At 61.1% G+C, this 13,176-nt stretch carries 12 protein-coding genes; 9 read left to right on the top strand and 3 right to left on the bottom strand.

Translation table 11 applies throughout. The features are described from left to right. The first annotated feature begins 9 nt into the window (after positions 1-9). The 6 genes from aspS (at position 10) to rfbC (ending at position 6,701) form a co-directional block, all read left to right on the top strand. Positions 10-1,797 carry an aspartate--tRNA ligase gene (aspS, locus tag ACUDP5_RS28655; RefSeq protein ID WP_263913022.1) on the top strand — a complete coding sequence of 596 codons (1,788 nt, stop codon included), beginning with the start codon at positions 10-12 and terminating at the stop codon, positions 1,795-1,797. 273 nt (positions 1,798-2,070) lie between these two features. After that, positions 2,071-2,937, top strand: a complete 867-nt coding sequence (locus tag ACUDP5_RS28650) for an endonuclease/exonuclease/phosphatase family protein (RefSeq protein ID WP_263913021.1) — start codon at positions 2,071-2,073, stop codon at positions 2,935-2,937. Continuing rightward, the gene (gene clsB / locus ACUDP5_RS28645; protein WP_263913020.1) at positions 2,934-4,145 is read left to right on the top strand and encodes a cardiolipin synthase ClsB; all 1,212 of its coding nucleotides are present in this window, start codon (positions 2,934-2,936) and stop codon (positions 4,143-4,145) included. The genes ACUDP5_RS28650 and clsB overlap by 4 nt, the downstream gene beginning before the upstream one ends. Before the next feature lie 62 nt (positions 4,146-4,207). After that, on the top strand, positions 4,208-5,260 hold the full coding sequence (rfbB, locus tag ACUDP5_RS28640; RefSeq protein WP_445657848.1) for a dTDP-glucose 4,6-dehydratase: 1,053 nt from the start codon (positions 4,208-4,210) through the stop codon (positions 5,258-5,260). After that, a complete protein-coding gene (gene rfbA, locus ACUDP5_RS28635; protein WP_445657847.1) occupies positions 5,257-6,150 on the top strand; it encodes a glucose-1-phosphate thymidylyltransferase RfbA in 894 nt (297 codons plus the stop codon). Before rfbB ends, rfbA begins: the two co-directional genes overlap by 4 nt. Then, positions 6,150-6,701, top strand: coding sequence for a dTDP-4-dehydrorhamnose 3,5-epimerase (gene rfbC / locus ACUDP5_RS28630; RefSeq protein WP_445657846.1), 552 nt, complete (start codon positions 6,150-6,152; stop codon positions 6,699-6,701). Before rfbA ends, rfbC begins: the two co-directional genes overlap by 1 nt. Here the strand turns inward: rfbC and ACUDP5_RS28625 are convergent. From ACUDP5_RS28625 to ACUDP5_RS28615, 3 genes are read right to left on the bottom strand one after another with little or no spacing between them, the layout of a single operon-like run. Beyond that, positions 6,698-7,582, bottom strand: coding sequence for a DMT family transporter (locus tag ACUDP5_RS28625; protein WP_445657845.1), 885 nt, complete (start codon positions 7,580-7,582; stop codon positions 6,698-6,700). The two genes, rfbC and ACUDP5_RS28625, sit on opposite strands and share 4 nt — an antisense overlap. Before the next feature lie 13 nt (positions 7,583-7,595). Further along, positions 7,596-9,017, bottom strand: a complete 1,422-nt coding sequence (locus ACUDP5_RS28620) for an MFS transporter (protein ID WP_445657844.1) — start codon at positions 9,015-9,017, stop codon at positions 7,596-7,598. Positions 9,018-9,049: 32 nt separating this feature from the next. Further along, the gene (locus ACUDP5_RS28615; RefSeq protein ID WP_445657843.1) at positions 9,050-9,619 is read right to left on the bottom strand and encodes an SRPBCC family protein; all 570 of its coding nucleotides are present in this window, start codon (positions 9,617-9,619) and stop codon (positions 9,050-9,052) included. 534 nt (positions 9,620-10,153) lie between these two features. Between ACUDP5_RS28615 and ACUDP5_RS28610 the strand changes: the two genes are divergently transcribed. From ACUDP5_RS28610 to ACUDP5_RS28600, 3 genes are read left to right on the top strand one after another with little or no spacing between them, the layout of a single operon-like run. After that, a complete protein-coding gene (locus ACUDP5_RS28610) occupies positions 10,154-11,281 on the top strand; it encodes an MraY family glycosyltransferase (protein WP_445657842.1) in 1,128 nt (375 codons plus the stop codon). Beyond that, complete coding sequence (locus ACUDP5_RS28605; RefSeq protein WP_445657841.1) at positions 11,278-12,390, top strand: hypothetical protein; 1,113 nt, start codon at positions 11,278-11,280, stop codon at positions 12,388-12,390. The genes ACUDP5_RS28610 and ACUDP5_RS28605 overlap by 4 nt, the downstream gene beginning before the upstream one ends. After that, positions 12,390-13,166, top strand: coding sequence for a glycosyltransferase family 2 protein (locus ACUDP5_RS28600; RefSeq protein ID WP_445659225.1), 777 nt, complete (start codon positions 12,390-12,392; stop codon positions 13,164-13,166). The genes ACUDP5_RS28605 and ACUDP5_RS28600 overlap by 1 nt, the downstream gene beginning before the upstream one ends. Positions 13,167-13,176 lie beyond the last annotated feature (10 nt).

The raw sequence follows: 13,176 nt of genomic DNA, 5'->3' as shown, positions 1-13,176 counted from the left end.
GTTATCCCGATGCGTACCTGCTACACCGGCCAGGTTTGCCGCGACCATCTCGGCCAGACCGTCACCCTGTATGGCTGGGTGAACCGCCGCCGCGACCACGGCGGGGTCATCTTCATCGACTTGCGCGACCGCGCGGGCCTGGCGCAGATCGTGTTCGATCCGGATAACGCCGCCTTCGCCACCGCCGAGCGCCTGCGCAACGAATTCTGCGTGCGCGTCACGGGCCTGGTGCGCGAGCGTCCGGCCGGCACCGCCAACGCCGAGCTGGCCTCGGGCGAAATCGAAGTGCTCTGCAAGGAAGTCGAAATCCTGAACGCGTCGGTCACCCCGCCGTTCCAGCTGGACGACGACAACCTGTCGGAAACCACCCGCCTGACGCACCGCGTGCTGGACCTGCGCCGTCCGCAGATGCAGCGCAACCTGATGTTGCGCTACCGCGTGTCGATCGAAACGCGCAAGTTCCTGGACCAGCTGGGCTTCATCGACATCGAAACCCCGATGCTGGCCAAGAGCACGCCCGAAGGCGCCCGCGACTACCTGGTGCCCTCGCGCGTGAACGCCGGCCACTTCTTCGCGCTGCCGCAATCGCCCCAGCTGTTCAAGCAGATGCTGATGGTGTCGGGCTTTGACCGCTACTACCAGATCACCAAGTGCTTCCGCGACGAAGACCTGCGCGCCGATCGCCAGCCGGAATTCACCCAGATCGACTGCGAAACGTCGTTCCTGAACGAATTCGAGATCCGCGAGATCTTCGAAAACCTGATCCGCCACGTCTTCAAGGTGGTGCAGGGCGTTGACCTGGCCCAGCCGTTCCCGATCATGACCTGGACCGAAGCCATGCGCCGCTACGGTTCGGACAAGCCCGACCTGCGCGTGCAGCTCGAGTTCACGGACATCACCGATGTCATGCGTGACGTGGACTTCAAGGTGTTCGCCGCCGCCGCCACGGCGCCCGGCAGCCGCGTGGTCGCCCTGCGCGTGCCCGGTGGCGCCGAAATGTCGCGTAGCGAGATCGACGCCTACACCCAGTTCGTCGGCATCTACGGCGCCAAGGGCCTGGCCTACATCAAGGTCAACGAAGTGGCCAAGGGCCGCGACGGCCTGCAATCGCCCATCGTCAAGAACCTGCACGACGCTGCCCTGGCCGAACTGGTCAAGCGCACCGGCGCGCAAGACGGTGACATCATCTTCTTTGGCGCCGACCGCGAGAAGGTCGTCAACGACGCCATCGGCGCGCTGCGCGTGAAGATCGGCCACAGCGAGTTCGGCAAGAAGTCGGGCCTGTTCACGGCTGGCTGGCAGCCGCTGTGGGTGGTCGACTTCCCGATGTTCGAATACGACGAGGAAGACGGCCGCTACACCGCCGCCCACCACCCGTTCACCAGCCCCAAGGACGGTCACGAAGACTTCCTGGAAACCGATCCCAGCAAGGCGTACGCCAAGGCCTACGACATGGTCCTGAACGGCTGGGAAATCGGCGGCGGCTCGGTTCGTATCCACCGCGAAGAAGTGCAGAGCAAGGTGTTTCGCGCGCTCAAGATCGGCGCCGAGGAAGCCCGCGAGAAGTTCGGCTACCTGCTGGACGCGCTGCAATACGGCGCGCCTCCGCACGGCGGCATCGCCTTCGGGCTGGACCGCATCGTCACGATGATGACCGGCGCCGAATCGATTCGCGACGTGATCGCCTTCCCGAAGACGCAGCGTGCGCAAGACCTGCTGACGCAAGCGCCTTCGGAAGTCGACGAGAAGCAACTGCGCGAACTGCACATCCGCTTGCGCAACGTCGAGCAGAAGTAGGCCCCCCCCGACGCGCCGGAGGCGCCTCCCCCCAGGGGGGCGCCTCACGGGACCGGCGGAGCCGGATCCGCGGCGGCCCGGCTTGTGACACGGCACTTGCTTGCGGAGTGCTGCGTTCTTGGGGGCTCTGGGTTTGCAGTGAGCATCTTTTTGTTGCGGCTCGGGATTGCGGAATTGGGGTAATCTGGCAAACGCCGCTTTGTGGCGGTGCTTGCCGGGCTGCTTCTGGGCTTGGCCAGTGGTTCCTCTGCTTTCAAAGGCGCCATCGCTTTTATGTCGCTCATCCGTGTCGTCAGCTACAACATCCACAAGGGCCGTTCGGCGCTGGGCCGGCGTGACTCCCTGAATGAATTGCGCCTGGGCCTGTATGGCCTGCGCCCCGACCTGGTCTTCCTGCAGGAGGTCCAGGGTCGCAACGAACAGAAATCGTTGCTGGATGCCCAGCACGAGTCCTTGGCCGCAGCCCTGAAGCTGGATGTGGCCTATGGCCGCAATGCGGTCCGCCATGAAACCGATCATGGCAATGCGCTGTTGTCGCGCTTTCCCATTCTTGACCACGAAAACCAGGACATCTCCGACCACCGGCTGGAACAGCGCGGTCTCTTGCATGCGCGCATCGAACTGGATGGCCGTGCGGTGCATTGCTTCGTGGTGCATCTGGGCTTGTTTGCCGGCAGCCGCAGCCGCCAGATCCTGGCGCTGACCGAGCGCATCCGGCGCATGGTGCCGGACGGCGAACCCATCCTGATCGCGGGCGACTTCAACGACTGGGGCGACCGCCTGGCGCCGCTGTTCGTGCAGCAGTTGGGCCTGTATGAAGTGTTTTCGCACGCGCCACGCAGCCATGGCGGGGAACTGCCGCGGCTACGCGACTCGGTCAAACGCTTGAGCAATGCCTTGCGCGGCCTGCCCAACAGCGGCGTGTCCGTCATGGAACGCACCAACCAGCTGGGCATGGACGGTAGCTCGCGCCTGCTGCTGCCCCCGCCCCGCACGTTTCCGGCCGTGTTTCCCTGGTTTCGCCTGGACCGCATCTACCAACGCGGCTTTGCCGTGCGCAGCGCGCGTGTGCTGCGCGGCCGCGAATGGGCGCGGCTGTCCGATCATTCCCCCTTGCTGGCCGAGCTGGAACTTCCGTGAAGGCCGAGCAGGTCAAGTTGGAATGGACCGACGGCAACCAGATCCGCTTGTTGCAGAACGGGACCGATTTTTTTCCTGCCCTGTGCAAGGCAATCGACGAAGCCCAGGTCAGCGTGCACCTGGAAACCTACATTTTCATGCTGGACCGCACCGGCTTGAAGGTGCTGGACTGCCTGATGGCCGCGGCCGCACGCGGCGTGAAGGTGCGGGTGGTGCTGGACGGATTCGGCAGCGCCGAGACGGCCGATGCCGTGCGTGAACGCTTGACCGCGGCAGGTGCGCAATGCCGCATTTTCCGCCCCGAGCCGCGTTGGTTTGCCAAGTTCATTCCGTCGCGCAGCCGTCTGCGGCGCCTGCACCGCAAGGTCACTGTCGTCGATGGCAGCATTGCCTTCATCGGCGGCATCAACATCGTCGACGATTACGATGACCTGGATCCGACCGACGGCATTTCGGCGCCGCGCTTTGACTTCGCGGTGCAGGTGCAGGGGCCGGTGGTCACCGATGCCGCCTACGCACAGGACCTGCTGTGGGTACGCCTGAACTGGGCTCGCCTGCGCCGTCATCCGCGCGATTGGAGCCGCATGCGGCTCACCAAGCCCACCCATGCGCCGGTGGCGCCTTGCGGCGACCTACGCGCCGCACTGGTACTGCGGGACAATCTGCGCTTTCGCCAGACCTTTGAGCGCGCCTACCTGTACGGCATCACCCAGGCGCGTCGCGACATCCTCATCGCCAACGCCTATTTCTTCCCGGGTCGTCAGTTTCGCCGGGCCCTGGCCAAGGCTGCGGCGCGCGGCGTGCGGGTGCGCCTGCTGCTGCAAGGCAAGGTCGAGTACCGGATGCAGTATCACGCCACGCGTTCGCTTTACGACCAATTGCTGCGGGACGGCATCGAGATCTACGAATACATGCCCAGCTACCTGCACGCCAAGGTGGCCGTCATCGACAACGTGGCCACGGTCGGGTCATCCAACCTGGACCCCTTCAGCCTGCTGCTGGCGCGCGAGGCGAATGTGGTGGTGGACGATCAGCCGTTCTCGTGGGATCTGCAAGAGCGGCTGGAGGCGGCCATCCTGGAAGGCGGGCGCTTCATCCGGCCGCTGGAATACCAGCGCCGCGGCTGGGTGCGGCGCTGGGTGGATGCGGTGTCTTACACCCTGCTGCGGATTGGCGTGGCGTTGACGGGGACGTCGGACAAGTACTGAGTCGCGGCCGCGGCGGTAAACTGCAAGGCTGGAAGGTCGGGCCTTCGTTCGGGCATTACGCAATGAGCATTCTCGTCACCGGCGGCGCCGGGTTCATCGGTTCCAACTTTGTGCTGGATTGGCTGGCGCAGAGCGATGAACCCGTGGTCAATCTGGACAAGCTGACCTACGCTGGCAACCCCGCCAATCTTGCGAGCCTGAAAGGCGACACGCGCCATCAGCTAGTGGTGGGCGACATCGCTGATACGGCTCTGGTGGCGGCGCTGTTGCAGGCGCACCAGCCGCGAGCGATTTTGCACTTCGCCGCGGAATCTCACGTAGACCGTTCCATTGCCGGCGCCGGCAATTTCATCCAGAGCAACATCTGTGGCACCTTCGGTCTGCTCGAAGCGGCCCGCACCTACTGGGCAGGCTTGGCGGGCCAGGCCCGCGACGACTTCCGCTTTCTGCATGTCTCGACCGATGAGGTCTACGGTTCGTTGGCGCCGGATGCGCCGGCCTTCACCGAAACCAGCGCCTTTCAGCCCAATAACCCGTATTCCGCCAGCAAGGCCGCCAGCGACCATCTGGTGCGGGCTTGCGGCATGACGCATGGCTTGCCGGTGCTGACGACGCATTGCTCCAATAATTTCGGGCCGCGGCAGTTTCCCGAGAAGCTGATTCCGGTGGCAATCCATAACGCGCTGGCTGGCAGGCCAATTCCTGTCTATGGAGATGGTCTGCATGTGCGTGATTGGCTGTACGTGGCCGATCATTGCAGCGGTCTGCGACGCGTTCTTGAGCGCGGTCGGGCCGGCGAGACTTATAACCTGGGTGGCGACAGCGAGTGCACCAATCTCGAGGTGGTCCTGGCCGTATGCAGGCAACTTGACCAACTGAGGCCGCGGGCTGATGGGGCCTCGTACAAGACACAGATCATTATGGTGGCGGATCGGCCGGGGCACGACCGCCGCTACGCCGTCGATACGACCCATATTCAGCATGAACTGGGTTGGCGGCCGACGCAGACGTTCCAGTCCGGCCTGGAGAAGACCTTGGGCTGGTATCTGGACAACCCGCAATGGGTGATGGATATTGTGTCGGGTGCCTACCGTCATAGGGCTTCCTTGCCATGACGTCAACGCTGTCTCGCAAGGGCATCATTCTGGCCGGTGGATCCGGCACGCGCCTGCATCCGGCCACGCTGGCCGTCAGCAAGCAGCTGATACCGGTCTATGACAAACCAATGATCTACTACCCGCTCAGCACATTGATGCTGGCGGACATACGCGACATCCTGGTGATAGCCACCCCCGAAGACGCGCCGCGCTTCGCCCAGCTGCTGGGCGATGGCACGCGCTGGGGCCTGAATTTGCAATATGCCGTGCAGCCATCGCCAGACGGCTTGGCACAGGCCTTCCTGATTGGTTCAGACTTTATCGGCCAGGCGTCCTGTGCGCTGATCCTGGGTGACAACTTGTTCTATGGGCATGACTTGCCGCAATTGCTGATGCAGGCCGATGCCAGGCAAGAGGGTGCCACGGTGTTTGCCTACCATGTGCAGGATCCGCAGCGCTATGGCGTGGTCGAGTTCGATGCGGGCGGCCGAGCGTTGCGGATTGAAGAGAAACCCGCGATACCGCAGTCCAGTTACGCGGTCACCGGTCTTTATTTCTACGACAACCAGGTGGTGGAACTGGCGCGGGCAATCCGTCCGTCGGCACGCAACGAGCTGGAAATCACCGATTTGAATCAGGCCTATCTGCAGCAGGGCCAGCTGAGCGTCGAGATCATGGGCCGTGGCCACGCCTGGCTTGACACCGGAACCCACGATAGCCTGCTTGAAGCCAGCCAGTTCATCGCCACGCTGGAGCGCAGGCAGGGCCTGAAAGTCGCGTGTCCGGAAGAGATCGCCTACCGCAAGCAATGGATTACCGCCGTGCAACTCGAAGCGTTGGCGGGGCCGCTGCAGAAAAGCGGCTACGGTGATTATTTGATGAGCCTGCTCAAGCGTTTGCCCTTCTAATGATCATCACGCCCCAGTCATTGCCCGATGTCCTGCTGATCCAACCCGAGGTGCACCGGGACGCACGCGGCTGCTTTCTCGAAACCTATCGGCAATCGGTGCTGGATGCCGCGGTAGGACGAGAGTTGCGCTTTGTGCAGGATAACCAGTCCGAATCTCATCGCCATGTGTTGCGTGGCCTGCATTACCAGACCTCGGAACCCCAGGGAAAATTGCTGCACGTGACCGAAGGCGAGATCTACGACGTCGCCGTGGATATGCGCCAGGATTCGCCCACCTTCGGCCGGTGGGCCGCGCAGCGGCTTTCCAGTGACAACCACCTGCAGCTCTGGATACCGGAAGGGTTTGCCCATGGCTTCCTGGTGATGTCCGAGCGGGCTGTCGTGTCGTACAAGACCACGGCCTATTACCAGGCCGGGTCCCAGCAGTGCGTGCGGTGGGATGACCCCGAACTGGCGGTGGCTTGGCCGCTGGCCGGCATACCGTTATTGTCGGCGGCGGATCAGCGCGGGTTGCCGTTGAGCCAGGCGCCCAAGGTTCGAATCGGCTAAGCGGCGCTTGTGCGGCGCTTGCCGCCAACCAGGCCCAAGGCCAGGGCAGTGCCTACCAGGATAATGCCCGCGCCGGTGAGAATCGATACGGTAATGGCTTCATCCAGGAACCAGGCGCCCCATACGACGCCGAAGACGGGCACCAGGAACGTAACACTCACAGCGCCTGTCGGACCCACATTGGCAATCAAGCGGAAGAAGACGATGTAGGCAGCGCCGGTGCAGACGACAGCCAGCAGGATCGTCGCGCTCCAGGCCCGGGCCGACACCGGCGCTTCCGGCCACGTGGCCAGTGCCAACGGCAGCAGCACCAACGTGGCGGCGAGCATGCTCCCGGTGGCGTTGGATAAGGCGTCCACGCCGGTCAGAAAGCGCTTGGTCCAGTTGGCGGCGATACCATAGAACACGGGTGCGGAGACCGCCGCCAATACCGCGGGGCCGGTTCCTCCGGCCTGGAAACTGAGTTTGTCCCAGACCAATACCACGATACCCAGCAGGCCGATCGCCAGACCCAATGAACGCGACCAGGGCAGCCGGTCCTTTAGCCAGAGCCAGCCAACCACGGCGCCCCAGACTGGCGTCACCGCATTGGCGACCGACAGGAATCCAGCGCCCAGCGACTGGGCGGCATAGGCATAGAGCAGAAATGGCAATGCGGCATTTAGCGTCCCGACCACCAGGATGGCTTTCCAATGTCTGGCGATGATGGGCAGCTTGCCGCGCCACAAGGCCGCGGGAATCAGGAACAAGGCCGCCAAGCCAACGCGCAGTTCGATCAGCGCTACCGGACCGAATTCGCCCACGGCAAGCCGCATGAACAGGAAGGAGCCGCCCCAGACGGCGGCCAGAAGCAAAAGGTCCAGCAAATCACGACGGCGCATGGTGAGTCCTGAGTCAGGCTTGAGTCCGGCTGGTCGCCAGGTTCTTCATCTTGACCCGATGCGCGATCAGGGCACAGGTCAGGCACAGGACAATACACAGGACAAGCCCGGTGCGCACTCCGTTTAGTATCGTGCCGTGCGAAATCAGGATGCCCACTACGGCGGTACCTAGCGCGCTGCCAATAGCGCGGGTGGTCTGCACCAAGGCAGAAGCGACGCCGACGTCGCGCCGTTCACTCAACATCTGCATGAACAGCGTCAGATTGGGCAGTAGGAAGCCGAGTGCGCAACCATTGACAAAAAACGCCGCAAGAATCCACCAGGCCGAGGTCCCTGGAGAAATCAGCAGGACCATGAGGGTACCCGCAGCCAGTAGGCCGGCGCCAAACACCATCAGGCGCTGGGGCTCCGCCTGGCGGGGAAACAGCCGACCGTTGATGATGCTGCCTACCGAGATGGCCGCGACCAGCGGCGTCAGCAGCAAGCCGGCTTCGCTGGGCGTGTAGCCCAGTACCTGCTGCAGCAACAACGGGCTGTAGAAGATCAGCACGAACATGACGGCGCCTACCGTCATTGCCGCCAGGTTCAGCAATTGCGGTTCGCGGCCAGCCAGCACGCGCAACGGGAATATCGGGGACGCGACGCGGCGTTCTATCGGAATGAGCAGGAAGATGGCGGCGATACCGACGACGGCCAAGGCCAACCCCATCATCGGGTGTGCATGTTCGCCTTTGGCGAAGCCTAATTCCAACGCTGCCAATGGCGCGCCTACGGCCAACACCAGCAATACGGCGCCGATCCAGTCGATGCGGCGTTCGCCGGTGTGAACCGGTTTGATCCGAGGAAAGTACTTGGCCAGAAGGAACAGGGCGACTGCAGCGGCGATGGGTGAAATGAAGAAGGCGGCCCGCCAGCCCAGCGCCTGGGTGGCTGCGCCGCCCAGTACAGGGCCGATGCCGCTGGCCATGGCGAAAGCGGCGGAGACCAGCGCCATCCATTTCACGCGTTGCTTGGCATCGGGGAACAGATCGGCTGGAGCCGCGAAGGCGGTGGCGATCATCATGCCGCCGCCAATGCCTTGCAGTGTTCGAAAGAGAATCAACTGGCCCATGGTCTGCGATAAGCCACAGGCGACGGAGCCGAGTGCGATGATCAGCACCGACACCAGCATCAGCGGCTTGCGGCCGAACAGGTCGCCCAGGCGGCCGAAAATCATGATTGATGCCGCCGTCGCCAGCAGGTAGCCCGTACCGACCCAGGCATAAAGCGCCATGCCATCCAGGGCCTCAGCCACGCGCGGCAGCGTGGTGCTGATGATGGTGGAATCGAAGGCCGCCAGCACGACGGTGGCAGCCACTCCGGCCATGCCCATCAGAAGGTCGCGGCGGGAGTGGGCGGGTTCCGTGGCGGGGGGCGGTGGTGGTGGCGCGGTCATGCCGCCAAGGATATCACCGGCCCTACGGGGTTCTACTTATAGAATGCGTGATAGCTCCAGAATACGGCAACCACCAGCACGACCAGCGCCCAGGACCAACGGGAATTGGACAGGCCGCGAGGTTCGGGTTCGGGTGGCGGCGGCGGCGGGGCCAAACGGGGTTGGCCAGCCATGTAGTCGATGAACGCGGTGAAGAACTTCGCGATGATCTTTTCACCGGCCTTGAGCACCAGGCCTTCGCCGCACTCCGCCAACTTGCCGCCAGTCATGCCGGCCACGGTGTAGGCGACTCTCGTGCCCTGGTCTTTTGTCGACAGATTGACCTGGGCGGTGCCGATGGCCAGGCAGGCAGCGCGGCCCTTGCCTTCGAACACCAGAGTGCAACTGTTGGGGGGATCCACATCCGAGAGCAGGATCTCACCTTCGTAGTCGGTGTCCAGGCCGGCGATCTTGGCTCGAAGCGTCACCCCGTACTCAGTGGGGCTACGCTGGACGACTTCGACGCAGCCGGGGATGCACCGCTGCAGCACGGCGGGATCGGTCAACGCATCCCAAGTCTGGTGCTGGGTTGAAGGAATCCACTGGGCATCTGCAATGCGCATGGCTGTCTCCTTTTTGGAAGCGTTATGGCCCATTCTTGCTCCGATCGCAATATTTGGCTAGCCCGTATCGACGCGCGGTTGTGGTTCGAGGGCGTGCCAATAACCGCATCGCGCAGCCGCTATGCGTTAATTGATATCGATTATTTTTTGCAATACGCAACGAGATGTGCGTTTTTGCCAATCGCTAAAAAATGGGGCGGGAGTGCACGACTCCATGCGCGACATGCTCGCGACCCGCACGGGAGCGACGTACTATGCGGCGCGGTTGCAACGGTCGGAGGGAGATGGCGCGAGTTCCTGGGCGAAAGGGGTGCGGTGGAGGATGCCCCTTAAGCTACTATAGCCGGTTGAACAGGAAAGCGATGCGAGGCAATCTGCCTTGGCTGGCCGACAGGCCGCGTTCAAGTTCGTTGCTCATTGTCTTGTGGCTGGTATCGATGTAAGCAGCCCCTGGCCTGAATGCGGTCATGCACCACGCCGCAGCCGGGGAGGGTTTACGCATAAAATCGCGCCACTTTACTGCTGGTGTATCCCATGCTTTATGTTTTAGTCGCGTTCCTTATATCGCTCGCCATCACGTTATTGCTCGTCCGGTTCAATTCGTTGCATGGCAAGTATACGGCCGACCACGATATAACCAGCGTTCAAAAATATCACGTCCGTCCGGTGCCCCGGGTCGGCGGTATATCCATTGTAGTGGCCATGTTCGGCATTGGGGTGGTGGCCGCGGTGCGCGAGCCCGGCCAAGGCGGGGAACTGGCCACTTTGTTGGCGGTGGCGATGCCGGCCTTCCTGGGCGGACTGGCCGAAGACGTGACCAAGCGCGTGCGGGTACTGGTGCGGTTGGGCCTTGCCATGATTTCCGGTGCTGCGGCTTATTATTTATGCGGCGCCACCCTGACTCGGCTGGATATCATTGGAGTCGATTGGCTGCTGCAGTTTGGTGCCATCTCCCTGGTCTGTACGATGATCGCAATTGCCGGGGCAGCAAATGCGATCAATATCATTGACGGCTATAACGGACTGGCCGCTGTGATCAGCGCGATGATTTTCGCTGGATTTGCCTATGTTTCATATTATCTGGGCGATCGGCTGCTGCTGATCGCCGCTGTGGGGATGATCGGTGCCATCGTAGGCTTCCTCGTATGGAACTACCCCCGGGGGCTTATTTTCCTGGGCGATGGTGGTGCGTATTTCATCGGTTTCATGGTCGGCGCCATTTCGGTGCTGATGCTGGCGCGGCACCCAAATGTCTCTGCCTGGTTCCCATTGTTGTTGTGCATCTACCCAGTATTCGAGACGCTGTTCTCGATATATCGGAAAAGATTCTTGCGCGGGCAGTCTCCAGGCATGCCGGACGGTGTGCATCTGCATATGCTTATCTACAAGCGCTTGGTGCGATGGGCTGTTGGTTCCAGCGACGTGCGCCATAAGATCCAGCGCAACGCGATGACTTCGCCCTATCTGTGGTTGCTGACCTCGTTCGCGGTCATTCCCGCAGTGCTGTTTTGGCAAAACGAATATCTGCTGATGTTCTTCGTCGCGGCCTTTTCGGCGACCTATATCATTCTTTATCGCAAGTTGGTCCTGTTTCGCATGCCCAAGTGGATGGTCATTAAGAAGCGGGCGAAGATCGTACGCCGGGGAATTAAGGAGAAATGATCTTCTTCGTGCGGTCGTACGTCGCGGACTTCGATGCAAGGTTAGCCAAGTATTTCGACGCGCTGGCTGATGCAGGCTTGACTTGGCATTTCATCGGTTGGAACAAGGATGGCTCGGCACGAGCCGATGAGACCAGGCAGACTTTGTTCTCTCTCCCGGCGAAACTGGGCGGTGGCTGGCGCAACGCTATCGCGCTACTGCGCTGGAACTTGTTCGTATTCATGCAGCTGTGGCGTGCACGGCGGGTCCTGCGGGTCGTGCATGCCATCGATCTGGATTCAGCCGCCGCGGCGTGGGTGTTTTGCGCCATTGCGGGAAAGCGCTTGGTCTTCGACATCTACGACAACTATTCGGCCGTACGCAATCTGTCCGGAGTGGCGGGCAGATTTCTCGATGCACTGGAAACGCACATTGCAAAGTCTGCTGCTCTGACGCTGATCGTCAACGAGGAGCGATATGCGCAACATGGTCTATCCACGAAGCTGCCCAACGTGCTGGTGTTGGAGAACGTGCCCGGAACATTTACCGAAGCTCAACCGTTACGGGAACCGAGTCCGCCCTGGAAAATTGGCTATTTCGGCGTGTTGGAGCCTCGTAACCGGGGTCTGGAAGATCTGCTTCTTGTCTGCGGCGGCCGGTGCGATGTCGAGCTCCACGTGGCTGGCTACGGTGGGTTGGAGGACACCTTAGAGGTCGCCGCCACAGAGTTTCCCAACATCCATTTTTACGGAGCTGCGCGTAGCACAGAGGGTTTGGCGTTGATGGCTGGTATGGACGTCATAGTAGGAATGTACTATCTGACGGTGCCGAATCACTTATACGCGTCACCTAACAAATACTATGAACATCTGATGTTGGGACGGGGTATGCTCACCACCGTTGGCACGCCACCCGGCACTAAAGTGACGCTTCAAGGCACTGGCTGGGCCATTGCTGAAGGCGCTCCCGCCATTGCCGCCTGGCTTGACGGATTGAATTCTTTCCAAATCCGTGCAGCGGCTGATCAAGCGCAGAAATTATGGCTTGAAAAATACTCCTCCTATTATTCAGAGCATTATAGGGGTGTTTATGTTCGCCATATCATAAGGCTGCTGGGGAGTATACGTTGATGCGCCCGGAAAAGCTTCCCTCGGTATCCATCGTGATGCCTGCCTATAATGCGCAGCGTTACATAAAACATGCGATCGATTCTGTCCTTGAGCAAACGTTCCAGGATTGGGAGTTGCTCGTGGTTGACGATTCCTCAACCGACAACACTGGCAAGTACGTGGCTGAGTATACGGATGAGAGAATTCACTATTTGAAGAATCCCGGAAACCTGGGTGTTGTTCAGACGCGCAACCGGGCAATCGATGCTGCTCGAGGGAAATACATTGCATTTCTCGATAGCGACGATATCTGGCTGCCGCATAAGCTGGCCGCGCAGGTGCAGGTATTGGAAGCCGGTGTGGCGGTCAGCTACGGATCCTACGTTCGCATGACTGAAGAAGGCGAGTTACTAGCGCCAGTGGACGTTCCGGAATCCCTGAAATATAGCGATATGTTGAAGTCCAATTTCATTGGACACCTGACCGGAATCTACCGCAAGGATCGGTTGCCTGACTTGCGTTTCGAGTCGGGTGGACATGAAGACTATGTTTTCTGGCTACGTGCAGTTAAAATCGCGGGCGAAATTCACGCGACACTGCCAGGTACGCCTCTTGCATATTATCGCGTGGTAAAGAACTCTCTGTCTTCGAATAAAGGCAGGGCAATCCGGTGGCAGTGGCGAATATATCGGAAAGTTCTGAGTCTGTCTCTTCCGCTTAGTTTTTATTATTTTTGTTTTTATATATTCAACGCGTTCCGCAAGCGCTGTCTATTTCGGTTGGGACGTCGGGCATAAAATGGATTTT

The organism is Achromobacter sp. NCFB-sbj8-Ac1-l, from assembly GCF_052695805.1.
Note: the sequence above shows the minus strand (reverse complement) of the source record. Positions and strands in the feature narration are given on the sequence as shown.